We start from the raw sequence: 26,540 nt of genomic DNA, 5'->3' as shown, positions 1-26,540 counted from the left end.
CGTACGGCCCAAGGTGATGCCAGGCAACAAGTCAGCGAAGCCGGCAACCCTTGGGCCGCATGTGCCGTGTCCGGCAACAAGGCACGTCAGCGCGCGGGCGTGAGGTCCATTTCCGCGCCGGCGGCGTGGGCCAGCAACTCTGCCTGCAGGCCGGCCTCGTCATAGCTGCCGGTGAAGATGGGGGTGCCGGGCTCGAACGCCGCGCCCCTGGCGAGGGATCCGGCGTCGACCGCGTCAAAGCCCAGGCGCTCCACGAACTCCAGTACCAGGGCGCGGGTGTCGTCATGGTCGCTGGCCACCGCCAGCGCACGCCGGTCCGGGGCGCCGGCGGGGCGGGAGTCCAGCTCCAGCTCGTGGTAGCCGATGTGGTTCAGCGACTTGGCCAGGCGCGCGCCCGGGATGTGCGCGAGCACCATTTCCGAGCTTGACGGGGCCTCATCCAGCTCCGGCATGTCGCCGTTGGTGTCGCGCCAGTAGTTCATGGTGTCCAGGACCAGCTTGCCGGACAGGGCGGTCGGGTCCAGGGTGCGGAATTTGTGCAGCGGCACTGACAAGACCACCAGGTCCGCCGCGGCCATGGCCTCGGCGGCCGTGACGGCCTCCGCGCCCGGCGCCATGACGGAGATGATCAGGGAAATGTCCTTGGGGTCCCCGGACGCTGCGATCAGCACGCGGTAGCCGGCCTTGAGGGCCTGGCGGGCCACGCCGGTCCCCACCTTGCCTGCGCCCAGGATGCCAATGGTTGTGGTGCTCATGCCTTGTTCTCCTTTGTGCTGCCCAGTTCGGCGTCGATGAGTGGCTTGACCTCGGTGCCGAGAAGCTCGATTGACTTCAGGACATCCTTCTGCGGCACGGAGGCCAGGTCCATCTGCAGGATGTGGCGGTCGTGGCCCATGTGTTCACGGGTAAGCAGGATCTTCTCGGCCACCTGCTCAGGGGTCCCGGCGTAGATGCCGCCCTTGGGTGCGGTCTGCATGTCAAAGCTGATCCGGTTCGGGGCCGAGAAGCCGCGTTCGCGGGAAATGCCGTCCATGAGGTGGCGCCAGTACGGGTAGAAGGTGTCCTCGGCGCCGCTCTTGGCGACAAGTCCGACGGCGCTGACCCCCACCTTGAGTGCCTTGGCGCTGTGCCCGGCCTGCTCCGCCTCGGCACGGAACAGCTGTGCGTGGCGGGCAAAGCTGCTCACTGCGCCGCCCAGAAGTGCGTAGATGACATTGGTGCCCAGACGTGCGGCCCGGACGGTGGAGCCGGGGGTGCCGCCCGTGGCAATCCAGATGTCCAGGTCGTTGCCCACGGGACGCGGGTAGATGGTGGCGTCATCCAATGCCGGGCGGAACTTGCCGCTCCAGGTGATGGATTCCTCCTTGCGGCCGGCCTCGTTCAGTGCCAGCAGCAGGGCAATCTTTTCCTCGTAGAGGGCCTCGTAGTCGTTCAGGTCGGCGCCGAAGAGGGGGTAGGACTCGATGAAGGAGCCGCGCCCGGCAGTGAGCTCGGCGCGGCCGCCGGAGAGCAGGTCAATCGTGGCGAACTGCTGGTAGACGCGGACGGGGTCCTCGGTGCTGAGCACTGTCACGGCCGAGCCGACCTTGATGTTCCTGGTCTGTGCGGCAGCCGCGGCAAGCACTGGAACCGTGGCCGAGACGGCGAAGTCGGCACGGTGGTGCTCGCCGATGCCAAAGTAGTCAAGGCCCACCTCGTCGGCCAGCCGGGCGCGCTCCAGGAGGTCCGCCATGCGCTGCTCGCTGCTGACGGTTGCACCAGTGACGGGGTTCTGGTGGACGTCCCCAAAGCTGTAAACGCCGAGTTCCATGAAGTGCTCCTTGTGGTCTGCTTGCCTGCTGCTGCCATGATGGTCCGGCCTGTTCGTCAGCCCCATTATGTGTTGTTCTACAGATCATCTTACTCAAATATGATCTGTTGTAAAGCGCAGAAGTCCGTTATGATGGGTGGCATGAGCAACACTGCAATGGCCACACAACAGCACGCCAATCCCCGGGAAGACTTTGGCTGGACCCTTGGCGTCCTGGTGCGCAACTACCAAAATGCCTCCACGGCTGCCATGGGGGAGTTCCCGCATGGCGCCCGCGGCTACCAGGTCCTTGTTGCGGTGGCCAGCGGCGAACAGCCCAACCAGCTGGCCCTGGCCCAGCACCTGGGCATCGACAGGACCGTCATGACGTACCTGGTGGATGACTTCGTCAAGGCCAACCTTGTTGAACGCCAGCTGAACCCGGCCGACCGCCGCGCCCGCATGGTGGTTGCCACGGAGACGGGACTGGCCATGCTGGCCGAGCTGCAGCGCAGCGTGGCCACAGCTGAAGAGGCTGTGCTGGGGGCGCTTGAAGCTGAGGAGCGTGCGGTGTTCCGGTCCCTGCTGCGCCGCATTGCCTGTGAAACCCCGGACGTCACCGACCATGATCTTGGCGCCTGCGCAGCCGTCGAGGAAATGCTGGGCACGGGGAAGTAGCTGCTGGCCGTCAGTCGCCTAGTGAGCGAGCCGGGCCCAGTGTGGAGCCGGGATGGAAGCTGCACTTGACCAGGCGTTGGGGCAGCGGGGCGTCCTGCTGCTCAATCCGTTCAATCAAGGCGTCCACGCCCAGGCGGCCCAGCTCATCGGCCGGTGAGGCGAGTGTTGTCAGTTCAGGTTCGGCCATGCTTGCCGTGTCCAGGGACGAGGCGATCGAGATGACGGAAACGTCCTGGGGCAGGCGGAGGCCGCCGCGTTGCAGACCAGCCACAAATCCCGGTCCGGCATCCTCGTTCAACAGCAAAACGGCCGTGGTCTGGGGGTAGGATTCGATGAATTCCCGCGCCAATGCTCGGCCACCTTCGGATGACGCCGCGCCGCTGACCATGACCCCCGTCAATCCCCGCTGAGCCGTCACTTCCCCGAAAGTGGTTCGGGTCCGCGCTATGGGTCCGTAGCCGCCCAGCAACTGGTTGCCGGTACCGCCGTCGATCAGCATGAAATTGGTGTGCCCAAGTTCCGTGAGGCGGTCAATGGCGTTTTCCACTGTGTGTTCAAAGTCGACGTCGACAAAGGGGATTCCCGAGGTGTCGCGGGTCCGGCCTATCAGGGCAAAGGGGACGTTGCTGCCGGTCAGCTCCGGGACCCGGGGGTCGTCAAGTTGCACCTCCATCAGCACGGCACCGTCCACCAAGCCCGACGACGTTAGCTCGGAGACGGCCTCGGCCTCGTTGCTCATGGGCCACAGCACGAGTGTGTAGCCGCGCAGGCGGGCCTGATCGGCGGCGCTTGTGAAGAATTGCATGGATGTTACCGAGAACCGGTGCTGGAGTGCCGGATAGAGCAAGGCCACCACATTGGTCCGGCCGCGGGCCAGGGCGCTGCCTACGGCATTGCGGCGGTAGCCAAGATCCTTCATGGCCGCTTCCACCTTGGCGCGCGTTTTGGGGGACACGGGCTTTGAGTTGTTGATGGTGAAAGAAACCGTCGCCAAAGACACGTTTGCCAAGTTGGCCACGTCCTGCATGGTTGCCAAGCGGTTCCTCCCTCATACAAAGCCAGCCGGCTGGCTCACACACATACTGACGCATGCCAGGCAAAAAGTAAAGCGCTTTAAAATGTGCTTGACAGGCGCCCCATTGCCCCGGCATGATCTATCTCACAGGAAAAGTAAAGCGCTTTACTTTTTCCTATGCCACCCCGCGGAGCACGGGTCACAACATCTTTTCTGTGCGTTGAGCCAACAGCTGCGCAACGTAGTAACACCACAACGAGCAAAGGAGCCAACGTGAAGAACCACAACAAGAAACGATTGACAAAGGCCTTGGCCATGGCAGCCCTGGTCCCCTTCGTCCTGACTGCCTGCGGCGGAGGTGCGGGCGCCGGCAGCGGTGGCGACGCCTCGACCTTGACCCTGATGGACTACTACAACAATGAGCCGGACAACCTGGCCATCAAGAAAGAGATCGAGAACTGCGCCGCGGACATTGGAGTCACCATCGAGCGCGAAGCGGTTCCCGGCAAGGACCTCATTCAAAAGGTTCTCCAAAAGTCCTCCTCCAAGACCCTGCCCGACATTTTGATGCTGGACAATCCGGACCTGCAGGAAATTGCGGCCACCGGTGGACTTGCCCCGCTCAGTGACTTCAACGTGGACACCTCAGGATTCGCCCAAGGCATGCTCGACGCCGGAACCTACGAAGGTGAAGTGTACGGCCTGGCTCCCACAGCCAACACGCTGGGCCTGTTTTACAACAAAAAGCTGCTGGCCGCGGCCGGCCTGAAGCCCCCAACAACATGGGATGAGCTCAAGAGCACCGCCTCAGCATTGACCAAGGGAAGCCAGTACGGCCTGGCCTTCTCCGGCATCGCCACCTATGAGGGGGCATGGCAGTTCCTGCCGTTCATGTGGACCAACGGCGGCAGCGAAACCGAGCTGAACTCCACAGCGAACAAGGAAGCACTGCAGCTCTACAAGGACCTGGTGGACAGCGGCGCCACCTCCAAGGGTGTCATCAACTGGGGCCAGGGCGACGTCAAGGACCAGTTCATGGCCGGCAAGGCCGCCATGATGATCAACGGCCCTTGGCAGATTCCCGCCCTCAACGAAGACCCCTCCCTCGAATGGGGCTCCGTTCAGGTACCCGTCAACAAGGCAGGCCAGACGCCCACGGCACCCCTGGGTGGGGAAGTATGGACCGTTCCGCAAACGGGAAACAAGGCCAAACAGGCCAAGGCTGCCGAATTCATCAGCTGCTTCACCAAGGGGGACACCCAGATCGCGCTCGGCACCCAGCGCTACACGGTTCCCACCAAGCCCGAACTGGCCAAGGAATACATTGCCAAGATGCCTGACATGGCCTCCTTCACCGAGCAGATTGCCAACGCCCGCTCGCGCACGGGAAACCTTGGCACCGAATGGCCCAAGGCAGCAACCACCATTTACACGGCCATCCAGCTGGTCCTGACGGGCAAGGCATCAGTGGATGATGCCTTCACCCAGGCTGCCAAGGGCTAACGCCGCCACCATTTCGACGCCGGTTCCACGGCCCCAGGGCTTTGGAACCGGCAGAGGAGCCACCATGACTTCCCTTTCAACAGACACACCCGCCGTGTCCAGAACGCTGTCCGCCAGCAGGGCCGAGGCACCGGCGCCAAGGCCGAGGCAGAGCTTTTGGGCCCGCGAAAACATTGCCAAGATTCTCTTTGTGGTTCCCGCAGGCATCTACATGCTCCTGTATTTTGGCTACCCAGTAGTCAAGAACCTGGTCATGAGCATGCAGGACTACACAACGAAGACCTTCTTCACCGGCGAGGCCCCCTGGGTGGGGTTCCAGAACTACGTCACCGTCATCACCTCCAACTTGTTTGGCCCGGCGCTGCTCAACACGGCACTGTTCACTGTGGCGTCCATTGTCGGCCAGTTCGCCATTGGCCTCGCGCTGGCATGTTTCTTCAACCGGAAGTTTCCGCTGAGCCGCTTCTTGCGGGCCATGCTGTTGCTCCCGTGGCTGCTGCCGCTCATCGTTGCCAGCGCAACGTGGCGTTCCATCCTTGACCAGGATTCGGGCATTCTGAATCAGTTCCTGGGCACCGTGGGCATTCCCGCCATTCCGTGGCTGACAAGCCCGGATGTGGCGCTGATAGCCGTCATCCTTGTCAACATTTGGGTGGGCATCCCCTTCAACGTCACGTTGCTGTATGGCGGGCTCCAGGACATCCCCGCGGAACTCTATGAGGCCGGACAGCTCGACGGCGCCACGGGATGGAAGGCGTTTCGCCACATCACCTGGCCCAACCTTCGCCCCGTTGTCAGCGTCGTCCTGATTCTCGGCGTCGTCTACACCATCAAGGTTTTGGACATCATCCTGGGCCTGACCAACGGCGGCCCGGCCAACTCCACCCAGACCATTGCCGTGCGGTCATACCAGGAATCCTTCGTCAATTTTGAGTTCGGGGTGGGTGCAGCATTCTCCAACATCCTGATCATCATTTCCCTTGTATTCGCCGTCATCTACCTGCGGGCCAATCGCCGCGCCGTCGATGAGTAGGAGATCGTCATGACTGCTCCAACCCTGAACCCAGCCGGCGTCCACGCAAGTGCTTTGCGCCGTCGAACAGTTAAGACACGGACCTCCACAGTCCTGGGAATCCTGTTCCTGGCTATCATGTTGTTCCCCATTTATTGGATGGTCAACGCCTCGCTGCAACCCTCCGGCAACACGCTCTCGGCAGACTTCTTCCCGTGGAATCCCAGCTTCGCCGGCTACGAGAAAGCCATCGCCGATCAGGGCAAGAACCTGCTGACAAGTCTTGTCATTGCCCTCGGCACAGTGGTTGTCACGCTCGCCATAGCGGCGCCGGCGGCCTACGCCCTGGCCCAATTCAAATTCCGTTGGATTAGTTGGGCGCTGCTGGCCATCCTGATTGCCCAAATGATCCCGGGTGTTGTCATTGCCAACGCCCTGTACGCCGCCTACAACAACCTGGGCCTGCTCAACTCCATCCCCGGCCTTGTCCTGGCCGATGCCAGCCATGCCATTCCGTTCGCCATCTTGATCATGCGCGCATCGATGATGAGCATTCCGGCGTCGATCATTGAGGCGGCGCGCGTGGATGGGGCAGGACAGCTGCGGGCCTTTGTTTCCATCGCCATGCCCATCGCCAAGAATGCGCTTATCACGGCAGGGCTCTTCGCTTTCCTCTTTGCCTGGAGCGACTTCCTCTTTGCCCTGACGCTGACCACAACGGATGAGGTCCGGCCAGTGACGCTGGGAATCTACCAATACCTTGGCACCCAGGTCTCCAACTGGGGCGCAGTCATGGCCACTGCCGTGTTGTCGTCACTGCCGGCCATTGTGCTGCTGGTGGTTGCACAGAAGTACATTGCAGCCGGCGCCACCGGTGGGGCCGTCAAGTAGCCCAAACAACCATTTCTCCTTTGCTAGCCACACTGACAAGAAAGTGATCACCATGCCAGAATTTGCCAGCCCCCAGACCCCCATCAAAGTAGTTGTCTGGGGCGAAAACCGGCACGAACAAGTTGAACAAAAAGTCAGGGACATCTACCCCCAGGGCATGCACACCACCATCAAGGAAGGCATCGAGGAGAACCTTGGCGCCGGCGTCAGCGTCACAACCGCCACACTCGATGACCCGGAACACGGGTTGAGCGAGGAAGTTCTTGCCGATACCGATGTGCTTCTCTGGTGGGGACACGCAGCCCACGCGGAGGTATCCGACGAAGTTGTTGAGAGGGTGCACCGGCACGTCCTGGCCGGCATGGGCCTGCTGGTGTTGCACTCAGGTCACTGGTCCAAGATCTTTGGCAAATTGATGGGCACCTCCTGCACGCTTCGCTGGCGTTCGGAGCAGGACCGGGAATTGGTGTGGACGGTAAACCCCAGCCACCCCATCGCCCAGGGTGTGCCGCACCCGTTCATCATTCCGGCCCAGGAAATGTATGGCGAGTTCTTCGACGTACCCGCCCCCGACGAGCTCATTTTCCTCTCCACCTTCACGGGAGGCGAGGTGTTCCGCAGCGGAATGACGTACAGGCGCGGATTCGGCAAAATCTTCTTCTTCAGCCCGGGCGATCAGGACTACCCCGTCTACCACCAGAAGGAGATCCGCAAAGTCATTTCCAATGGCGTTGAATGGGCCAAGACAGTCCGCCCGGAGCGCGCCGATCCGGTGCTGTTGCGCTATGAAACGGAAGACTTTTACAACGGCCGCAGCTACCAGGGAGCCATGGAGAATTGAGCACATTTACCGCATTTGAGACCGCCGGGCCGCTGCGCCTGGTGCAGGTCGGGGCCGGGGGCATGGGGCAGGCATGGCTTGACACGATCGCCGCCAACCCCGACGTGCAACTCGTGGGCCTGGTCGACCTGAACACCGACGCTGCCCAGGCAGCACTCGAGTCCCGCGGACTGCAGGACGTGGTTGTCGGCACCAGCGTCAGCGAGGTTGCCGCGGCAACGGGGGCACACGCCGTCGTCAACGTCACGGTTCCCGTGGCCCACCATCCGGTCAACGTTGAAGCCATGTTTGCAGGGCTGCCGGTGCTGTGTGAGAAGCCTGCGGCACCCACCGTGGCGCAGGCACTCTCCCTCGCAGCGAGTGCGGAGGTGAGCGGGCAGCTGCTGATGATCAGCCAGTCACGCCGCTACTTCAACTCGCTCACGCAGCTGAAGGCGGTGGCCGGGGAACTGGGCGACATCGGCGTCATCACCACGGAGTTCTTCAAGGCCCCACACTTTGGTGGCTTCCGTGAGGAGATGGACCATGTGCTGCTGCTGGACATGGCGATCCACCCGTTCGACGCCGTGCGGCACCTGACGGGGCAGGAACCCGTCAGCGTGTATTGCGAGGAGCTCAACCCGAGTTGGAGCTGGTTCAAGGCCGACGCCGCTGCTACCGCCATCTTTGAGTTCGCTGGCGGGCTCCGCTACGTGTACTCGGGCTCGTGGTGTGCCGACGGCAAGGAAACCTCGTGGAATGGCAGCTGGCGTGTGAATGGTGCGAGGGGGACTGCGCTGTGGGACGGTGACAACGCACCGACCGCCGAGGGCGTGGAGGGTGCCGCGCTGGAAATTCCGGCGTCCCTCGATGCCCCGGAGCAGATTGCCGGGTCACTTGCGGAATTTGTGTCTGCGGTGCGCACCGGTAACTTGCCCAACGGTGAGATTCACTCCAATGTCCACTCACTCGCCATGGTTGAGGCCGCCGTCCAGTCCGCCGAGACCGGCCAGCGGGTGCGCATTGACGACGTCATCGCAGCCGCCTACACGCAGGCACTGGAGTCCGAGCGAAACGCGGACGTGAAGGCCGCGTTGGCGGCTTGGGGATCGCCCCAGGCGCGGCTGTCCGGCTCCGGCGCAAGGTCCAGGGCGCTCAGCAGCTAGCGGCCTGCAGCCCAGTCGCGGGGGAGCGGCCAGCACCGTTCCCCCGCGTGGACTGGGTTCGCCCGCCTCAGCTTTCCGCCGGGGATCCCAGCGAAAGCCAGTTCTCCCGCGTGGCGATTGCGGCGGCATCGGCATCCCCGGTGGCGGCCAACTTGATGATCTCGGCGTGCGCGGTGACTGAATGCAGCGCGGCCTGGGAACTGAAACGTTGCCGCTCGACCCTCCGCAGCACCGGCATGGCCTGCTCCAGCACAAGGGGGACCATCTCGTTGCCGCAGGCGCCCACCATGGTTGCGTGGAACTCGTCGTCGGCAGCCAGGGCGGCATCGGCGTCGTTGTCCTTGATGGCCTCGGCGAAGCGCGCATTGGCGCCGGTCATGGCAGCGAGGTCAGAGGGAACCAGCAGCGGCACGGCCAGCCGGGCCGCCAGTTCGTGCATGGCCGCAACCACCTGCTGGGCGTTGACCGTGGAGCCCGGGTCCAGCGGCGCCACCATGGTGGCCCTGCCCGGCTGGGAAACAATCAGGCCGGCCCGTTCCAGGCGCAGCAGGGCCTCGCGGATCGGCGTGCGGCTCACGCCCAGCCAGGCCTCCAGCTCGGGATCGCGCAGGCGCTCGCCGGGGGCAAAGGTGCCGTCAACAATGGCGTCGCGGATGGATTCGTAGACGTCGTTGCGCAGCAGGGACCGCTTGTGGAGTCCGGCCGGCGGGGGAGTGGGCATGCAACATAGGATATATCGCCACCGGAACGCGGGCCCGAAGGCGGGCTCCGCGACGGGTTCGCACCAGCTGGCCCGTTTCCTCCTGGGCACTAGGACGCAAAAGTCCTGCACCAGGACTTCTTGGTGCAGGACTTTAGGTTTAAGAGCCTAGGCGCGAGCCGAGGCTACTTTGCTTACGGCCTCTGCGACTGGAGTGTCACCGTCGGTCAGCTCGACGATGACCCGGGACAGGGCTGGGTTGTGCAGGGCTGCGTCGATAAAGGCAGCGATGTTGTCGCGGCGGACGTTGCCGTATTCGATGGCAACTCCTGCTTCAACCATTCCGTTCCCGGGCTCGTTGGTCAGGAGTCCTGGGCGGACGATGATCCAGTCCAGGGTGGTGTGCGAGAGGTAGATGTCGGCCGTCTTCTTGACGCGCATGTAGTGCTCAAAACCTTCGCCAAGGCCGTTGCCGCGCTCGGATTCGGGGAAAGCGGATACCAGCACGAAGCGGGCCACGCCGGCGCGCTGTGCGGCCTCGGCTGCCTTCTCGAGACCCTTGCCGTCAATGAGGGAGGTCTGCTCCATGCCCGTGCCATGGGCGCCGGCTGAAAAGACCACAGCCTGGTGCCCCGAGAACTTCTCGGCCAGAACTTCGACCGAGTCGGCGATCAGGTCGCCGACCACCGGTGTGGCACCGGTTTCAGAGATGATCCCGGCCTGTGCGGGATTTCTGTGCATGCCGGTCACTGCATCGCCGCGCTGGGTCAACAGCTTCGCGAGCCGATGGCCAACGCCGCCGGCAGCACCGATTTGGAAGATCTTCATGGTTGGTTCTCCTTCTGGTTCCGGCGCAAGACTAGAGCGCGTAATCGTACTGAACAATGAAGCGGGGGCTGGCGCCCAGCGCGACGGCGGCATTGTTGGGCCATGACGCGTCTCGCAGAAGGGCCCGTCCGAGGAAGATGGCATCAGCCTGGCCCGAGGACACCAGCTCCTGCGCCCACTGCGGATCGTCGATGCGTCCGACCGCCGCCACTGGCAGTGCGGATTCGCTCCGGACTTGTGCCGCCAGGGCAGTTTGATAGTCGCGGGTGTGTGGGATGGGTGCTGGCTCAAGGCCGCCGGAGGATCCGTCGATGAGATCAACCCCGCGCTCGCCGGCCCACCGTGAGAGCTGGATGGAATCGGTCACGGTCCATCCTTGGCGGTCGTTCGAGTCGTCCTCGCTGATCCAATCCGTGGTGGAGATCCGCAGGAACAGGGGCAAGTCTTCCGGCCAGATTGCGCGCACCGCGTCGATGACTTCAAGAACGATCCGAGCGCGGTTCTCCAGGCTCCCGCCGTATTGGTCTTGACGCCGGTTCGACGCCGGGGAAAGGAAGGAGTGCAGCAAGTAGCCGTGGGCTGCGTGGATCTCAACGACCTGAAAACCCGCCAGGAGGGCGCGGCGGGCACTGTCAGCAAAAGACTGTACGAGCTCGCCGATTTCCTCAACCGTCAGCTCACGTGGTGCCGGATGGCCTGGGAAGCTGTCCAGGCTTGGTCCGACTGTTGTCCAGCCCAGCTGGTCTTCGTTCAGCGGAGCCCCGCCAAGCCAGGGCCGGTCGATTGATGCCTTTCGGCCCGCATGGGCAAGCTGGATTGCCGGCACAGCGCCGGCCGCCGTGATTGCAGTGGCCAATCGAGTAAAGCTCTCGATCTGATCATCGCTCCACAGCCCCAGGTCAAAGGGTGAAATTCTTCCGTCGGCGCGAACGCCGGTGGCTTCCAGCATGACCAGTCCGGCGCCGCCCGCAGCGCGGGAAGCGTAGTGACTCAGGTGAAAATCTGTGGGCCGTCCCGCCAGCGAAGGCGCCGGGTCGGCGGCGTAGGTGCACATCGGTGACATCCACACACGGTTCGGGATGGTGAGCTTCCGTAGCTCCAGGGGCTCGAAAAGCTCAGCCATTTGACACTCCATTCACATTCAAAACTAGTACGAGATCTTTCGTACTACGAAATTTATCGTACAATAGAGTTCTACGTCAACCGAGCAACCAGGAGACTGATCGCGGATGCGCAATCTCATTCACCCCGAGCAGAATGAGCTGAAGTTGGACGCGGTGCTGTCCGCATTGGCCGATCCGGTGCGTCGGCGGATCGTCAGTCAGTTGTCGGATGGCCATGACGACCAGGCCTGCATCGCCTTCGAGCTACCGGTTAGCAAGTCAACCTCCACGCACCATTTCAGGGTTCTTCGTGAGGCCGGCGTGATCGAACAGCGCTACCAGGGCACTTCGATACTGAACACCTTGCGTGAAGCGGACCTTGAGGCAAGGTTCCCGGGCCTGCTCCCGTCAGTTCTGGTCGCGGCCCGTGGTGATCTTCTTCCCATCGGCGATCTTCCGCTGTAGCCCGTGCTCTAACCATTGACAGGGACGTCTTCGCGGTATGCAATATATTGCATACTAAAAGTTTGAATTCCCCACCGCGTGGATAAGGACGTCATGGCCCTCTCAGATTTTGAACGCTACCCGCTGACCTTCGGCCCCAGCCCCATCCATGATCTGTCCCGGCTCAGCGCACACCTTGGCGGTGCAAAGATCTGGGCCAAGCGCGAGGACGTGAACAGCGGCTTGGCTTTCGGTGGCAACAAGACCCGCAAGCTGGAGTACATCGTCCCGGATGCCATTGCACAGGGCGCGGACACCCTGGTCTCGATCGGCGGCTACCAGTCCAACCACACGCGCCAGGTGGCGGCCGTCGCCGCGAAGCTGGGCATGAAGGCACGTCTGGTGCAAGAAAACTGGGTCGACTGGCCGGATCCGCTCAGTGACCGCGTGGGCAACATCCAGCTCTCCCGCATCATGGGCGCCGACGTCCGTCTCGACTCGGCCGGTTTCGACATCGGCATTCGCAGTAGCTGGGAGCAGGCCATCAAGGAGGTCCAGGATGCCGGCGGAAAGCCGTACCCCATCCCGGCCGGAGCCTCCGAGCACCACTTGGGCGGGTTGGGCTTCGCCAACTGGGCCTATGAAGTGGAAAAGCAGGAGGCGGACATGGGCGTCTTCTTCGACACGATCATTGTCTGCACTGTCACCGGCTCCACCCATGCCGGCATGATCGCCGGGTTCGCTGGCCAGGACCGCCCGCGCCGTGTCATCGGCATCGACGCCTCCGCCACGATCGAGAAGACCCGGGCGCAGGTGGCCCGCATCGCCCGCCACACCGCGAAACTCATCGGGCTGGGCCGCGAACTTCGCGACGAGGAAATCGACGTCAGGGAAGGCTGGGCTGGCGACCTGTACGGCATCCCGGTGGAGTCCACCATGGAGGCCATCCGTCTCTCCGGATCCCTTGAGGGCATGATCATCGACCCCGTCTACGAGGGAAAATCCATGGCCGGCCTTATTGATCTGGTCCGCAGCAAGGACATTGCGCCCACGAGCAACGTCCTCTATGCGCACCTCGGCGGACAGCTCGCTCTCAACGCCTACAGCGGCCTGTTCCGCTAGGCCACCCCGCGTCCAAGCACGACGCCGGTCACTCGCCGTCCCCTAACGCTCCCTCACCAAATGGGCTCCATGGCGAGACGCTCCCTCACTTCTTGGCGTCATTTGTACGACGCTCCCTCACCTGCGCCCGGGCACCTGCCGACGCCACCCCTCATAGTGAGGGAGCGTTAGCGTGAAGTGCCCCAAAAGTGAGGGAGCGTTGGATTCAGGGTTGTGGCGCGGCCTCCTGCGGAGCGGCCGCGGCCTGCTCGGACTCGAGCCGGTCCAGCTTCGCCTCGTAGTGCCGCTGGCGCCGGGCCTCGGCGAGCAGCTCGGTCCAGTACGCGGCCTCCCTCGCGCCATCGACGCAAGCCACCAGGCTGCGGATGAGCCGGTTCTTGGGGCGCGCGGCCAGCCTGTACTCGAGCGGGGTCATGTGTGCCGACTGCGGCTTCCGGAAGAGCAGCAGCAGGGAAGGCACCAGCCATAAAAAGTAGCTGAGCAGCGACATCAGCACATGCGCGTTCTGCGTGGCCGCGGCGGTGAGCGGGCCGGCCACCACCAGCAGCACCACCACGAGCAGCACCCCGGCGTAGGCCAGGCCCACGCCGGGGTGCGGATTGCTGCGGTAGAGCGAGACGGCCAGCGCGGTCACTGCGGCGGTCGCAACACCGAGAGCCGTCAAGGCCAAGGCGGCAAGGACAATCCGCAGGGGCGTGAATCCGCTGTGCAGGACCAGGGAGACCAGCGTGATGGCCAAGCCGCTGCCGGTCCACCACACCACTCGCTGGAGAATTTTCCCGCGGTCCACGCGGATCCGGTTCCGGGAAGCGACGCCCCACATGCGCTCCCACCGGTGCGTGTGCAGGCGCATGGAGGTGGTGAGGTGGAATTCGTCCACCTCGCGCTGCACCGCGGTGTCGCGTTGGCGGACCACGGAGAAGATGACCAGCATCAGGCACAGCATGCCCAGGAAGAACTTGGGCCCGGAATCGGGGTCGTCGGGCAGAAACGCCACGTTGTGCAGGGCCATCCACATGGTGGCCGCGGCCGCAATGCCCACCAGCAGCGTCAATAGTTCCAACAGTTCATCCAGCGCCATGACCTGCGATTCATTCGCCATGCCCAGCGGATTCCGCCCGCTGAACACGAGCGCCACAAGGGTGGTTGCCGTGGCGCTGATGATCCAGCCCAGCGAGTCAATGCCGAAGTTGAAGGTTTCGGGGTTGGTGAAAGGGGCAAGCACGCGTTCCGTGAAGCGGGCCCACACCACGTTGAGGTCACCAAACTGCGCCACGACCGCCGTGTTGAGCGGGTGGTGGATCTGCAGGATCAGCAGGCACAGCAGCCAGCCCAGGAACAACAAGGTGAAGATCTGGCGGCGCTGGCTGCGTTTCTCACGGTGAAAGTCGGAGACGGCAAGCATTGAATGTTCCTGACCCGTGCCCACGCATCCCCCTTGCTTGACCGTATCTTCGTGAGCCTAGCCCAACGCCTGCCAATTTTCAGGGCACGACGGCGCCCGCCGGGCCGGGCGTTGTCCTCACGTGCGTGAGTGGGCTAGGGTGAATCTTTGTGAGATAGACAAGGCAGCCCCAGCCCGCGCAGATCGCCCCGCCTCGCAGCGGACGGCTTGATCGCGCCAAGTCCGCCTGCCAATCACAAATCACCAAGAAGGCCGTAGTGCGCTCGTTTCCCTATAAAACCGCCAAAAAACCAGACCTCCGTTCCCCTGGCAGATACCTGCTGTGGCTGGCCAGTGAACAGCGCGGGACACTTCTTGTGGCCATGCTGTACGGCATCATTTGGACGCTGTGCCAGGCGTTCACCCCCTACATCCTGGGCCAGGCCATCGACCAGGGCATCCTGCCCGGCGACTTTGGCAGGCTCTCCTTCTGGGTGGGCCTGCTCGTGGCGCTCACCCTGCTGCAGTCCGTTGCCGCGACGCTGCGCCACCGGGCCTCCGTGAGCAACTGGATGCAGGCCGCCTACCGTTCGGCCCAAACCGTGGGCTACAAGGTCACCCGCAGCGGCGACGCGCTCCCGCGGAAATTCTCCACGGGTGAGGTGGTCTCCACCACCGCCTCCGATGCCATGCGCATCGCCGAAATTTTCGACGTGGCCGCCCGCCTGGCTGGTTCCGTTGCCGGCTACCTGCTGGTGACCTTCCTGGTCTTCCAGACCTCCTGGCAGCTGGGCCTGGTGGTGCTGCTGGGCGTGCCGTTCTGTGGCGCCATGCTGCTGTTCGTCATCCGTCCCCTGCAGCGCCGCCAGAAGGAACAGCGGGAGGCCGCAGGTAAGATGACGGCACTGGGTGCGGACACCGTGGCCGGGCTTCGCGTTTTGCGCGGAATCGGCGGCGAGCACATCTTCGTTGACCGCTACCGGGAACGCTCGCGTGAAACCCAGCTGGCCGGCAACAAGGTGGCCTACTCGCTGGCCGACCTCGACGCCGTCCAGGTCCTGGTGGTGGGTGCCTTCAGTGTGGCCTTCACCTGGATCGGCGCGCTGCAGGCCGTGTCCGGGCAGATCGAGGCGGGCCAGCTCGTGGCGCTCTACGGCTACGCTGTCTTCCTGGTTTCGCCCATCCGCACCGCCGCCGACGCCGTGTCCCGCTTCATCCGCGCCCACGTGGGGGCACGCCGCATCATCGACGTGCTGGCCACCCCGTCGGCCGTGCACGACGCCGGCCCAACAGTTCCGGCGCCCGTCTCACCGAGCGCTTTGCTTGACTCGGACTCCGGCGTGGTGGTGGCCCCGGGCGGGCTGAGCGCCATTGTTTCGGGGGACCCTGCCGAGTCCGCAGGCCTGGCCCGGCGGCTGGGCCGTTTCGAGGACGCCGTGCTGCAAGAGGCCGAGGTGCGCTGGGGCGAGGCTGCCCTGCACCTGATGCCGCTGCGCGAGGTGCGCTCGCGGATTGTGGTCTCCGACGCCGAGCCCCAGCTGTTCACGGGCACCCTGCGCGAGGAGCTGGACCCGGCCGGGCGGCACAGCGACGAGAAGATCATGGCCGCCATCCGCGTGGCCAGCGCCGGTGATGTCCTGGACGGGCTGGAATACGGCCTGGATGACGAGGTCACGGAAAAGGGGCGCGGCTTCTCCGGCGGCCAGCGCCAGCGCCTCACACTGGCCCGCGCCCTGCTGACGGAGGCCGAGGTGCTGGTGCTCGTTGAGCCCACCAGCGCCGTCGACGCCCACACCGAGGCAAGGATTGCGCAGGCCCTGCGCCGCAAGCGAGGCACGCCCGGCCACACCACAGTGGTGGTCACGGCCAGCCCGCTGCTGCTCGGCGCCATGGACACAGTGGTGTTCCTGAAGGACGGCAAGCTGCACGCCCAGGGCACGCACCGGCAGCTGCTGGAGACAGTGCCCGACTACCGCCGCGTGGTGGTCCGGGGTGAAGGCATGGATGGGCACGGCACGTCTGCCAACGGCACTGCCGCGGACGCCGCGGTGGGCGCCAACGCAACAAACGGCGTCGGACATTCCAACAACAACGGAGGGGAAGAGTAATGGCCGGGACCATGCTGCCCGTGGCGGATTCCGCCCAGGTCAAGGCCGAGGGGCTGCGACTGCTGCGCATGCACCAGGGGCCGCTGGCCGCCGTCGTTGGCCTCTACGTGGTGGCCGCCGTGGCAGGCCTGGCCGGACCGTTCCTGGTGGGCCGGCTCGTTGACGCCGTCAGCGAAGGCACCACAGCGGGGTTCGTTGCCCTGGTCGCGGCAGGCCTGGCCGGCTTTGTGCTGGTCCAGACAGTGCTGGCCAGGCTGGCGCGGCGAAAGGGCATGGTGCTCGGCGAAAAGGTGTTTGCCCAGCTCCGCGAGGAGTTCATGGAGCAGGTCACCTCGCTGCCGCTGTCCACGGTGGAAAAGGCAGGCACCGGCGACCTCGTCTCGCGCACCACCAACGACGTCGAATCCGTCTCGCACACGGTCCGCTTCGGCGTGCCGCAGGTGCTGGTGTCGGTGGCAACCATCGCCCTGACGGCCGCGGCCGCCTTGCTGACAAGCCCGCTCGTGGCGCTCGCGCTGCTGGTGGGGGTGCCCCTGCTGGTGCCGGTCACGCGCTGGTACCTCAAGCGGGCCACGCCCGGCTACCTGGCCGAACGCGAAAGCTACGCCGGGCTCAACGGCGCCATCACCGAGACCATTGAGGGCGCCCGCACCGTGGACGCACTGAGCCTCGGCGCGCACCGGCGCGGCCGGATCGATGCCGCCCTGAGGAACTGCTTTGAGAAGGAAAAGTACACGCTGGGCCTGCGCACAGTGCTGTTCCCCGCCGCCGAGTTCTCCTTCTGGCTGCCCGTCGCCGCCGTTCTGCTCTGGGGCGGCTGGCTCGCCTCGCAGGGCACCGTCACCACGGGCATGGTGGCCACCGTGGCACTGTATGCCATGCAGTTGATCGACCCCGTGGACACCCTCATCATGTGGATTGATGAGATCCAGGTGGGTGCGTCGTCGCTGGCCCGCATCGTGGGCATCCGCAATGTCGACGCGGACCGCACGGCCACGGATGCCGTCCCGGCCGGGGAGGAAATCCTGGTGGACAAGGCCCGCTACGCGTACCGGCCCGGGCATGACGTGCTGCACGGGATCGACCTGGAATTGGTGCCGGGGGAGCGGCTGGCCATGGTGGGCCCGTCCGGCGCGGGCAAGTCCACGTTGGGCCGGCTGCTCGCGGGCATCCACGGGCCCACGGCAGGCTCTGTCACGGTGGGCGGCGTGCCGCTCGTGGACCGTCCCCTGGATGAACTGCGTGGCGAGGTTGCCCTGGTGACCCAGGAACACCACGTGTTCGTGGGCACGCTGGCCGACAACGTCCGCCTGGGCAAGGCCGGCGCGAGTGACGCCGAGATTGAGAAGGCCCTGGCCGACGTCGGCTCCCTCGCCTGGGTGCGCGCCCTCCCGGACGGGCTTGCCACGGAGGTCGGCTCGGGTGCGCACACGCTCACCCCGGCCCAGGCGCAGGAGTTGGCGCTGGCCCGCCTGGTCCTGGCCGATCCGCACACGCTCGTGCTGGATGAGGCCACGTCGCTGATCGACCCTCAGGCCGCGCGCGACCTCGAGTTCTCGCTCAGCGCCGTGCTTGAGGGGCGGACGGTTGTGGCCATTGCGCACCGGCTGCACACAGCGCACGACGCCGACCGGGTGGCAGTGGTTGAGGCCGGACGGATCTCGGAGCTTGGCTCGCACGACGAACTGGTTGCCAAGAACGGCTCCTACGCCGCGCTGTGGCACTCCTGGCGCCAAGACGCCTAGCAACGGCGGACGCCCTGTTGCCGTTGGCCCGCCCTGTCGCGGCGGCGGCAACAGGCGTAACGTTCAGGAAAGGGGGCACGCCGGACCGCCCCGGCCCGGTGCGAAGAGCTTTCAATGCAAGAGGAGTTCGCCGTGCCTGACAAGCAGCCGCACCACCATGAACACAAGAAGATGGACAAGGGCCACGCCATCAAGGCCAAGCGCGCCGAGAAGAAGGCCCGGGGTGCTGCGGATGAGTCCGCGGACCCGGTGGCCCATATCACCAAGAAGAACAAGCAGTAGGGGAAGCGCGGGCCGCGGCCGGTCTATATGCGTATGCATGGAATAGTCCGGCCGTGGCCTGTGTTGTGCCGAACATGGAAACAACTTTCAAGAAGCGCATAGGCTTCCTGTCCTTCGGCCACTACGGGACGGGCCGCGGCTCGCAGACCAACACGGCCGCCGATGCCCTGCACCAGGCCATTGACCTGGCCGTGGCCGCGGAGGAACTGGGCATTGACGGCGCATTCTTCCGCGTCCACCACTTTGCCCGCCAGCAGGCGGCGCCCTTCCCGCTCATGGCCGCCATTGCCGCGCGGACCAGCCGCATTGAAATCGGAACTGGCGTCATTGACATGCGCTACGAAAACCCGCTGTACATGGCAGAGCAGGCCGCGGCCACGGATCTCATCAGCGACGGCCGGCTGCAGATCGGTGTGAGCCGTGGTTCACCCGAGCCCGCCGCCAATGGTGCGGCCGACTTTGGCCACTACCCGCTCGACGGCGAAACTGTGGCCGACATGGCCAGGCGCCACACGGCGGCGTTCCTCCACGCAATTTCCGGCGCCGGCATTGCCGAGCCCGGCCAGCACGCCTACATGGGCGGGGAGCGCCTGCTGCGCATTGAGCCGCAGTCGCCGGGCCTGTCCCAGCGCATCTGGTGGGGCGCCGCCACGCGCGACACCGCCGAGTGGACGGCACGCCAGGGCATGAACCTCATGAGCTCCACGCTGCTCACCGAGGACACCGGCATTCCGTTCCACCAGCTTCAGGCCGAGCAGATCCAGCGCTTCCGGGACGCATGGGCGCAGGCCGGCCACGGCTTCACACCCCGCGTCTCGGTCAGCCGCAGCATCATCCCCGTGGTGGACGACGTGGACCAGATGTACTTCGGGCTGCGCGCCCAGGCTGACAGCAGCGACCAGGTGGGCATCATTGACGGGCTGGTTTCACGTTTCGGCAAGAGCTACATTGGCGACCCCGCCGAGATTGCCGCTGAACTGGCTGCCGACGAGGCCGTGCAGGCAGCCGACACCCTCATGCTGACCGTCCCCAACCAGTTGGGCGTCGCGTACAACACGAAGATGCTGGAAAACATTGCCAAGCACATTGCACCGGCGATCGGCTGGGAACCGGCCAGCGCCTAGCGCAACAGCGCCACGAAGAGCCGAGTGCCGCCGTCGTGCATGAAAAGTACGACGACGGCACCTGGCTTTGGCGGATGGGGCCGGCTCTGCGGTGGTGACGTTACGGCGGACCATCGGGGAGTGTCTGATGTGGGGCCAGGGAAGCAATCACCATGAAGCGCAGGCCATGACGGAAAGGTGCCCCAATGGCGCGGGAAACCGGTTGAATGGCCGGAGGTGATAGGTGCGCAGTGATTTCAGCTGCATAATTGGGGCATGGAAGGCCTGCCAAGGGATGGGAACCGCACGCCGCTGATTCTGCTCGGCATTACGGTGCTGTTGGTTGTCGCCGCGGTCGTGCTGGTGTTCACCCGCGGAACCAGTGCCACGGTGGATCCGAATTCCCCCGAGGGTGTCGTGCAAAGCTATGTCACTTTATTGCTGGCGGGCGACCAAGAACAGGCTGCCGCGTTGCTGACGGCCCAAGCAGCCAATGACTGCCCGGTCGGGGCGAATCCTGGCCAGTCGAACGTCCGCGTTGCACTACTGTCCACGACGCTCACAGGCTCCGGCGCTACGGTCCTGGTTTCGATCACCGAAACGAGTGTCCGAGGCCCCTTCGGAGTGGGCGGTTCAGGGTACGAGGATTCCTTCACGCTAGTTCCGCGGCAGGATAGCTGGGCCATCAACTCCGCACCTTGGCCGCTGCTGGCCTGTACCGAGGCAGGGGTGAAGTGAGATGGCCGCCTCCCCGCAAATAATGGGCGTACAGGCCGCGGGCGCGCTGCCGACGGTGCGACGCCTGATTGTTTACATTCTCTTCTTTACACTCGTCACAGTCGCGGCCATTGGTGCCTCGGGGCTGCTGGCACTTGTTGTGGACCCCGGGCAGCTGGCAGGGACCGACCGCACATCCGCACTGGCCCGGTCGATCGCGTTCCTGGTCATCGCGGGCCCGCTGGCAATGCTGCTTTGGCGGGCGCTGTCCAAAAGGCTGGGGCAGCCGGCTGAATCCGGGGCTCCCGCCTGGGGCCTTTACCTGGCGGCGATGTATGCCACGGCCCTGACCACGGCAAGCACCTCGCTGTTTTCCCTCCTGGGCACACTGGCCTCGGGCCATACGGGAGGCTGGGCGCAGAACTTCGCGCGGGCGCTGGTCTGGTGCGGGGTCTGGTGGTGGCACCAGCGGATCTGGCGCAACGCCCGGATCACGCCCCGGGTCCTCGCCAACCTGCCCGGGATCCTGGGCAGCTGGTACGGCCTGGTCGTGGGCTTCACCGCGGTGGCATTTGCCTTGTCGGCGCTCTTTTCCGCAGCGCTTGGCACGTTCTTCCCCGCACCCTCGATCGGCAGCCCCTGGTGGACGGGCATACTGGCGCAGTTGCCATGGATCGCCGGCGGCCTGGCCGTGTGGTGGTGGCATTGGGTGCGCAGGGGCATGGGGTTGGTGCGCGGCGGGTTCGCCGATGTTGCACTGGTGCTCGTGGGTGTCTTGGGTGCCGGCGCCGCAACGCTGGGCGGCACCGGGTACCTGCTGTACACGCTGGGCAATGCCGCACTCCGCGGTCCATCGCTGCAGCTGCTTTCTCCTGCACCGTTGGCGCTGGGAACGGCACTTGCCGGGGCCCTGGTCGCCAGCCTCGCGCCGCATTGGTTTGCAGGACGCCTGCCCAGCACATTGGAAGCCGGGCGCCAGGTGGTTTCCGGGCTAGGCCTGGCAGCGGCTGCCGCGGGGCTCGGGGTCTGCGTCAACGCAGCACTTGCCGCACTGGCTCCGCCGCTGGCCGGCGACAACACCCAGAGCCTGCTGCTTGCCGGTGCGATCTGGCTGGTGCTTGGCGGACTGACGTGGTGGCGGGCCTGGCGTCCTGGGCAGCCGGCGGATCCGCGCGCGCGTAGGGTCTACCTCGTCGCGGTCTTCGGCATCAGCGCCGTGGTCGCCCTGATCGCACTGCTGGTGGCGGGATTCCGGATCTTCGAGTTCCTGCTGGATCCCGACCGACTGGCCTCGGGCCTGCTTGACTCGGTCCGTGCGCCAATCGGGCTGCTCACGGCAACCGCACTGGTTTCGGTGTACCACTTTGTTGTATGGCGGGCGGACCGCACGGTGCTGGAAACCACCGACACCCAGCGGGATGGCGCCCTGGAGTCGATCCTCCTGGTGGCCGGAGGCGACGCCGATCCGCTCCGTGCAGCGTTGGCGAAATCGACAGGTGCCCGTGTCCGGCTGCTGGCCAGGGCCGGCGACGAATACCAGGCCACCGAGGAAGAGCTGGTCGCGGCAATCGCCTCGGTGGATGGTGCGGGCCCGCGGATCATGCTGCTCATCGACGGGCCCGGCTCAGTGCGGGTCATCGAACTGGAATAGAAGCTTGAATTCTTGGGCTTTCAGTCCATGACTGCGGCCACGGCCTCGATCTCCACCAGCTGGTCGTCGTAGCCAAGCACGGTGACGCCCATGAGCGTGCTTGGCGCGTCGTGCTCGCCGAAGGCCTCGCGCACAACATTCCAGGCTGACACAAGATCCGCCTGGCGTGATGACGCAACCAGCACGCGGGTGCTGATGACGTCCTCGATGGTGGCCCCGGCCGCGTTCAGTGCACCCACCATGGTTTCGATGCAGGCGGCTGCCTGGCCGGCGTAGTCTCCAACGGCCGCCGTCGTGCCTTCGCAGGTCAGGGGGCATGCGCCCGCCAGGAAGATCAGGCGGGCGTCTTTCGGGGCGGTCGCGGCGTAGGCGTACTGGGCAACATCCGCCAGGGTCTCGGAACGGATCAATTTCACGGCACTGGTCATGCCACCGATTGTTGCAGACGCACCGAACCCGTTTCACGGAACCAGCTGCCGCCGTCGTGCCTCAGAAACAGGCACGGCGGCAGCTGGATTTGGCCCTCCGGGCACGGTGGTAAAATCGGGAGCGGAGCAATCCCCCTTAACTTTTAGCGACATTGGACCACCATTGGCCGAATGCATCGCACAAGATGGCAGCGAAATTCCGCCGCCAGCCGCCCACCACACCCTAGAGTCGGGAACCCATGAGAAGAACCGCACACCAGACCCCGCCCGCCCTCGCCGACGGTGCAATGCGCATCGTGGCCCTTGGTGGATTGGGGGAAATCGGCCGCAACATGACCGTCTTCGAATACGCCGGAAAGCTGCTTATTGTTGACTGCGGCGTGCTCTTCCCCGAGGAGCACCACCCGGGCGTGGACGTCATCCTGCCCGATTTCTCCTACCTGAAGAACCGCTGGCAGGACGTGGTTGGCCTGGTGCTGACCCACGGCCACGAGGACCACATCGGCGGTGTCCCGTACCTGCTCAAGCACCGCGGCGACATCCCCGTCATCTCCGCCAAGCTGACCCTGGCCTTCCTGAAGACCAAGCTCGAAGAGCACCGCATCAAGGGCAAGATGGTCCAGGTCAAGGAAGGCGACCGACGCAAGTTCGGCCCGTTCGACGTTGAATTCCTGGCCGTCAACCACTCCATCCCGGACGGCCTGGCAGTTGCCATCCGCACGCCTGCCGGCCTGGTGCTGGAAACCGGTGACTTCAAGATGGACCAGTTCCCGCTGGACAAGCGCATCACCGACCTGGCCGGCTTCGCCCGCCTGGGCGAGGAGGGCGTGGACCTGTTCCTGCCCGACTCCACCAACGCCGAGGTCCCCGGCTTCCTGGCGGCAGAAGCCGACCTGATCCCGGCCATCGACCAGGTCATGCGCACGGCCCCGCGCCGCGTCGTGGTTTCCAGCTTCGCCAGCCACGTGCACCGCATCCAGCAGATCATTGACTCCGCCCACAAGTACAACCGCAAGGTTGCCTTCGTTGGCCGTTCCATGGTCCGCAACATGGGCACCGCCCGCGAACTGGGCTACCTGAAGATCCCGCGCGGCATGCTCGTCGACGCCAAGGAACTGGAGCGCATGGCCCCCAACAAGGCAGTGCTCATCTGCACCGGTTCACAGGGTGAGCCCATGGCCGCACTGGCACGCATGGCCAGCGGCGACCACCAGATCAACCTGACCGACGGCGACACCGTGCTGCTGGCCAGCTCGCTGGTTCCCGGCAACGAGTCCTCGATCTACCGCCTGATCAACGACCTCACCAAGCAGGGCGCCAACGTTGTCCACAAGGGCAACGCCAAGGTTCACGTCTCCGGCCACGCCAGTGCCGGCGAGCTCGTGTACTGCTACAACCTGGTCCGCCCGAAGAACGTCATGCCCGTGCACGGCGAGTACCGCCACCTGAAGGCCAACGCCGAGCTGGCCATCCGCACCGGCGTGGACCCGAAGAACGCGTTCATCGTTGAGGACGGCACCACGATCGACCTCAAGGACGGCGTCGCCAAGGTCACCGGCAGCGTTCCGGCAGCCTACGTCTACGTTGAGAACATGATCCCCGGCGCGGCAACGGAGGAGTCCCTGCAGGACCGCATCCGCCTGGCCGAGGACGGCGCCGTCACGGTGTTGCTCATCGTCAACCCGGACACCGGCAAGATCGAGGAAGACCCCGAGTTCTTCTCCGTCGGCTTCAACATGACGGACAAGGACATCGAAAAGGCCATCGGCATCGTCGAAAAGACCCTCACGGGCCTGCGCGGCGAGAAGACCGGCCCCGGCGCCGAGAAGGCCGTTGCCCAGGGCCTGCTGCGCTGGTCCGACCGCTCGCTGCGTCGCAAGCCCGTCTACACGGTCATCATCGTCGAGGCGTAAGCCACCCGCTTTTCGCTCGGCCCACGTGCCGCCGTCCGTGCTTTCAGGCACGACGGCGGCACGTGCGTTTAAGGGGTGGCTCACCTTGTGCTGGACTACTGCGCGGCCCCGCCCCTCAGACGCCGCACCACTTAGTGTCGTGTTTTGCCGAACGCCGCACCACCTCGTGGGGAATTTCATGGCGGCATCGGCCCGCAATTTCGCCAAGGCGGCCGGGTGGGCCGCGTCGCGATCTGGACATCATTCTGCGCGGCAGATCCACCGGATTAGAATCGATGAAACGGGAATGGAGACCTACCAGAAAGGGAATCAGATGGTGAGTGAGCATGCCAGGCGCAACGACCTGCTCATCCAGAAGATTGCCTACATGTACCACATTCAGGGCCTGACGCAGGCTGACATAGCGTCATCGGTCAACTTGTCCCGCGCCACTGTTTCCCGGCTGCTCTCCGAGGCACGACGCCGCGGAGTGGTGCAAATCCGCATCGGCCCACCCATCGACCGCCTGCCGAAACTGGAGAAGGAAGTCCAGAAGCAATTCGGTCTGGCTGGATGTGTCATTTCCATGGACCGGCCGCAATCGCTTCAGGAGCGGGCCAACCAGCTTGGCTATGTAGCTGCCCGCTACTTGGAGGCTTCCCTGTCAGGAGCTGTGCAGCTTGGCGTGGCGGCCAGCCGCACCCTGGCGGCAGTGGCCTCGGCTCTGGAGCCGAAAGCCGACTCCGAGCTGACCGTCGTCGACCTTCTGGCCTGCCCGCCCAGGGTGGACCGGGACAGCGACGAGCGGAACCATGTGGGTGAAAACATCGCACGGCGTCTCGGGGCGGACTTCAAGCCGCTGCCGGCCAATTTCGTCTACCGGGAAGCTGCGGCAAGGGACAGGGCCATGGAAATGCCGGAAGTCCAGGCCGGGCTTGAGTGGGCGAGGGCCAGCGATGTTGCCCTGCTTGGATTGGGCTCGATGCAACGTTTTGATGGAACGGGAAGCTACAGCCCGGTGTCCCCTGCTGCGCTTGCCGATCTGCAGGGCCTTGGCGCCGCAGGCCACCTGTGCGGCCATTTCTTTGACGCCAGGGGAGTGGAAGTGGAATCCGAGCTGTCCTCCCGGATTATCGGCATATCGTTGCCGGAACTGCTGGGGATTCCCCGCCGTGTGATGGTGGTGGCAGGTTCCCCGAAGGTGGGATCGCTGGCGGCCGCCATCCGGGGTGGATTCGTCAATGAACTGGTGACTGACGAATCCACCGCCAGGGAATTGCTGGCAACAGCTACCCGTTGACACCAAACTTTTCGCGCGGGTCAATGACCGGGTACCCGGGCGCCACTGGCACGGCGATGCCCTGGTCAAAAATGTCCAGCCGCCGCTGCCGCCCGACCTCCTCGCTGTGCTGGGTCAGCAGTTCAATGATGTTTCCGTCAGGGTCGGAAATATAGATCTGCTCCACAAAGTCATCCCTGACCCGAGGGCCGCCAACCCTGGATTCTCCGCGCTTGGCCAGCGCATCCAGGAATGGCTCAAATGAATCAACCATGACGGCAAAGTGGCTGCAGAGTCCCGTGCGCAGCTCGTCGTGGTCCCAAACGATCGATTCCTTCTTGAGCTTTCCCGGGGTGCTCTCCTGCACCACATGCACTTCCACATTTCCGTTGTGGAAATAGGCCCCGTGAAAAACAAAGTCGGTGGGGCGGATGATCTCCGTAAACCCCAGGGCATCTACGTAGAAATCGCGTGTGGTCTGGAGATCCGAAACGACGAGGCATACGTGGTGCATTGCCATTTTGAACGACATAGTGGAATTTGCCATTTCAACTGCTTCCTTGAGGTTGATGGTTTCCTTTTGAGTATCCGCCGTCAAAGGCCCCACAAGAACAACTCGGCCACTAATTCCCCGAAGCTGAACAAATGCTCGCCGTACCGGGACATTTGACGGCTCGGCGTTCAAACCGAGCTCGGCCACCGCCCGGATCGAGAGCCCAGCGGAGGCCAAATGTGCCGAATCACGAGACTTTGTTCATCATTGCCAATATTCAACAATGCGGGGTTCACAGGCCCGTGATTGAACTTGATACTTGAGGCAGTCCAAGAGAACAAACGATTTCGAGAGCCCCTAATTGAGGCGGCCTCCTGTGAGTCGGCC

25 protein-coding genes are annotated in these 26,540 nt (G+C 64.5%); 16 read left to right on the top strand and 9 right to left on the bottom strand.

The window, feature by feature from the left end:
* Window positions 1-86: 86 nt before the first annotated feature.
* Entirely contained in the window at window positions 87-755 is a 669-nt protein-coding gene (locus tag PCK14_RS11515; protein WP_269938630.1) for an NADPH-dependent F420 reductase, read from the bottom strand.
* Window positions 752-1,810: an LLM class flavin-dependent oxidoreductase gene (locus PCK14_RS11510; RefSeq protein WP_269938629.1), complete on the bottom strand. Its 1,059-nt coding sequence runs from the start codon at window positions 1,808-1,810 to the stop codon at window positions 752-754. Before PCK14_RS11510 ends, PCK14_RS11515 begins: the two co-directional genes overlap by 4 nt.
* A 141-nt stretch (window positions 1,811-1,951) precedes the next feature.
* On the opposite strand from PCK14_RS11510, the gene PCK14_RS11505 reads away from it, so the two are divergent.
* Window positions 1,952-2,467, top strand: coding sequence for a MarR family winged helix-turn-helix transcriptional regulator (locus tag PCK14_RS11505; RefSeq protein WP_269938628.1), 516 nt, complete (start codon window positions 1,952-1,954; stop codon window positions 2,465-2,467).
* Window positions 2,468-2,477: 10 nt separating this feature from the next.
* Here the strand turns inward: PCK14_RS11505 and PCK14_RS11500 are convergent, their stop codons facing one another.
* Window positions 2,478-3,494 carry a LacI family DNA-binding transcriptional regulator gene (locus PCK14_RS11500; protein WP_269938696.1) on the bottom strand — a complete coding sequence of 339 codons (1,017 nt, stop codon included), beginning with the start codon at window positions 3,492-3,494 and terminating at the stop codon, window positions 2,478-2,480.
* 261 nt (window positions 3,495-3,755) lie between these two features.
* On the opposite strand from PCK14_RS11500, the gene PCK14_RS11495 reads away from it, so the two are divergent.
* The 5 genes from PCK14_RS11495 to PCK14_RS11475 all read left to right on the top strand — a co-directional run bounded on the left by PCK14_RS11495 (window position 3,756) and on the right by PCK14_RS11475 (window position 8,874).
* The gene (locus PCK14_RS11495) at window positions 3,756-4,985 is read left to right on the top strand and encodes a sugar ABC transporter substrate-binding protein (protein WP_269938627.1); all 1,230 of its coding nucleotides are present in this window, start codon (window positions 3,756-3,758) and stop codon (window positions 4,983-4,985) included.
* 64 nt (window positions 4,986-5,049) lie between these two features.
* On the top strand, window positions 5,050-6,018 hold the full coding sequence (locus PCK14_RS11490) for a carbohydrate ABC transporter permease (RefSeq protein ID WP_269938626.1): 969 nt from the start codon (window positions 5,050-5,052) through the stop codon (window positions 6,016-6,018).
* Between the two features lie 9 nt (window positions 6,019-6,027).
* On the top strand, window positions 6,028-6,888 hold the full coding sequence (locus PCK14_RS11485; protein WP_442864705.1) for a carbohydrate ABC transporter permease: 861 nt from the start codon (window positions 6,028-6,030) through the stop codon (window positions 6,886-6,888).
* 52 nt (window positions 6,889-6,940) lie between these two features.
* The gene (locus tag PCK14_RS11480; protein WP_269938625.1) at window positions 6,941-7,729 is read left to right on the top strand and encodes a ThuA domain-containing protein; all 789 of its coding nucleotides are present in this window, start codon (window positions 6,941-6,943) and stop codon (window positions 7,727-7,729) included.
* On the top strand, window positions 7,726-8,874 hold the full coding sequence (locus PCK14_RS11475) for a Gfo/Idh/MocA family protein (RefSeq protein WP_269938624.1): 1,149 nt from the start codon (window positions 7,726-7,728) through the stop codon (window positions 8,872-8,874). Before PCK14_RS11480 ends, PCK14_RS11475 begins: the two co-directional genes overlap by 4 nt.
* Window positions 8,875-8,941: 67 nt before the next feature.
* Here PCK14_RS11475 and PCK14_RS11470 read toward each other — a convergent pair whose 3' ends face one another.
* From PCK14_RS11470 to PCK14_RS11460, 3 genes are all read right to left on the bottom strand, one after another.
* Window positions 8,942-9,595: a GntR family transcriptional regulator gene (locus PCK14_RS11470; protein ID WP_269938623.1), complete on the bottom strand. Its 654-nt coding sequence runs from the start codon at window positions 9,593-9,595 to the stop codon at window positions 8,942-8,944.
* Between the two features lie 147 nt (window positions 9,596-9,742).
* Window positions 9,743-10,402 (bottom strand): NAD(P)-binding oxidoreductase, encoded by a 660-nt coding sequence (locus PCK14_RS11465; RefSeq protein WP_269938622.1) that lies wholly within the window; start codon window positions 10,400-10,402, stop codon window positions 9,743-9,745.
* 31 nt (window positions 10,403-10,433) lie between these two features.
* The gene (locus PCK14_RS11460; protein ID WP_269938621.1) at window positions 10,434-11,525 is read right to left on the bottom strand and encodes an NADH:flavin oxidoreductase/NADH oxidase; all 1,092 of its coding nucleotides are present in this window, start codon (window positions 11,523-11,525) and stop codon (window positions 10,434-10,436) included.
* A gap of 106 nt (window positions 11,526-11,631) precedes the next feature.
* On the opposite strand from PCK14_RS11460, the gene PCK14_RS11455 reads away from it, so the two are divergent.
* Both PCK14_RS11455 and PCK14_RS11450 read left to right on the top strand, forming a co-directional pair.
* Window positions 11,632-11,970 carry an ArsR/SmtB family transcription factor gene (locus tag PCK14_RS11455; RefSeq protein ID WP_269938620.1) on the top strand — a complete coding sequence of 113 codons (339 nt, stop codon included), beginning with the start codon at window positions 11,632-11,634 and terminating at the stop codon, window positions 11,968-11,970.
* A 93-nt stretch (window positions 11,971-12,063) separates the two neighbouring features.
* Window positions 12,064-13,071, top strand: coding sequence for a 1-aminocyclopropane-1-carboxylate deaminase (locus PCK14_RS11450; protein ID WP_269938619.1), 1,008 nt, complete (start codon window positions 12,064-12,066; stop codon window positions 13,069-13,071).
* Window positions 13,072-13,276: 205 nt separating this feature from the next.
* On the opposite strand, the gene PCK14_RS11445 is transcribed toward PCK14_RS11450, so the two are convergent.
* A complete protein-coding gene (locus PCK14_RS11445; protein WP_269938618.1) occupies window positions 13,277-14,476 on the bottom strand; it encodes a hypothetical protein in 1,200 nt (399 codons plus the stop codon).
* 362 nt (window positions 14,477-14,838) lie between these two features.
* Between PCK14_RS11445 and PCK14_RS11440 the strand changes: the two genes are divergently transcribed.
* The 6 genes from PCK14_RS11440 to PCK14_RS11415 all read left to right on the top strand — a co-directional run bounded on the left by PCK14_RS11440 (window position 14,839) and on the right by PCK14_RS11415 (window position 22,061).
* Window positions 14,839-16,563: an ABC transporter ATP-binding protein gene (locus PCK14_RS11440; RefSeq protein ID WP_269938617.1), complete on the top strand. Its 1,725-nt coding sequence runs from the start codon at window positions 14,839-14,841 to the stop codon at window positions 16,561-16,563.
* Entirely contained in the window at window positions 16,563-18,308 is a 1,746-nt protein-coding gene (locus tag PCK14_RS11435; RefSeq protein ID WP_269938616.1) for an ABC transporter ATP-binding protein, read from the top strand. The genes PCK14_RS11440 and PCK14_RS11435 overlap by 1 nt, the downstream gene beginning before the upstream one ends.
* 132 nt (window positions 18,309-18,440) lie before the next feature.
* Window positions 18,441-18,590, top strand: coding sequence for a hypothetical protein (locus PCK14_RS11430; RefSeq protein WP_269938615.1), 150 nt, complete (start codon window positions 18,441-18,443; stop codon window positions 18,588-18,590).
* A gap of 74 nt (window positions 18,591-18,664) precedes the next feature.
* Window positions 18,665-19,714 carry an LLM class flavin-dependent oxidoreductase gene (locus PCK14_RS11425; protein ID WP_269938614.1) on the top strand — a complete coding sequence of 350 codons (1,050 nt, stop codon included), beginning with the start codon at window positions 18,665-18,667 and terminating at the stop codon, window positions 19,712-19,714.
* 255 nt (window positions 19,715-19,969) lie between these two features.
* A complete protein-coding gene (locus tag PCK14_RS11420) occupies window positions 19,970-20,431 on the top strand; it encodes a hypothetical protein (RefSeq protein ID WP_269938613.1) in 462 nt (153 codons plus the stop codon).
* Between the two features lie 22 nt (window positions 20,432-20,453).
* On the top strand, window positions 20,454-22,061 hold the full coding sequence (locus PCK14_RS11415) for a DUF5671 domain-containing protein (protein WP_269938612.1): 1,608 nt from the start codon (window positions 20,454-20,456) through the stop codon (window positions 22,059-22,061).
* 20 nt (window positions 22,062-22,081) lie between these two features.
* Here PCK14_RS11415 and PCK14_RS11410 read toward each other — a convergent pair whose 3' ends face one another.
* On the bottom strand, window positions 22,082-22,489 hold the full coding sequence (locus tag PCK14_RS11410) for a RidA family protein (protein ID WP_269938611.1): 408 nt from the start codon (window positions 22,487-22,489) through the stop codon (window positions 22,082-22,084).
* 239 nt (window positions 22,490-22,728) lie between these two features.
* On the opposite strand from PCK14_RS11410, the gene PCK14_RS11405 reads away from it, so the two are divergent.
* Both PCK14_RS11405 and PCK14_RS11400 read left to right on the top strand, forming a co-directional pair.
* Window positions 22,729-24,402 carry a ribonuclease J gene (locus PCK14_RS11405; RefSeq protein ID WP_269938610.1) on the top strand — a complete coding sequence of 558 codons (1,674 nt, stop codon included), beginning with the start codon at window positions 22,729-22,731 and terminating at the stop codon, window positions 24,400-24,402.
* Between the two features lie 313 nt (window positions 24,403-24,715).
* Complete coding sequence (locus PCK14_RS11400; protein WP_269938609.1) at window positions 24,716-25,681, top strand: sugar-binding transcriptional regulator; 966 nt, start codon at window positions 24,716-24,718, stop codon at window positions 25,679-25,681.
* On the opposite strand, the gene PCK14_RS11395 is transcribed toward PCK14_RS11400, so the two are convergent.
* Entirely contained in the window at window positions 25,671-26,207 is a 537-nt protein-coding gene (locus PCK14_RS11395; protein WP_269938608.1) for a VOC family protein, read from the bottom strand. The genes PCK14_RS11400 and PCK14_RS11395 overlap by 11 nt on opposite strands.
* Window positions 26,208-26,540: the final 333 nt, after the last annotated feature.

The organism is Arthrobacter sp. HY1533 (assembly GCF_027568515.1).
GTDB lineage: Bacteria > Actinomycetota > Actinomycetes > Actinomycetales > Micrococcaceae > Specibacter.
Note: the sequence above shows the minus strand (reverse complement) of the source record. Positions and strands in the feature narration are given on the sequence as shown.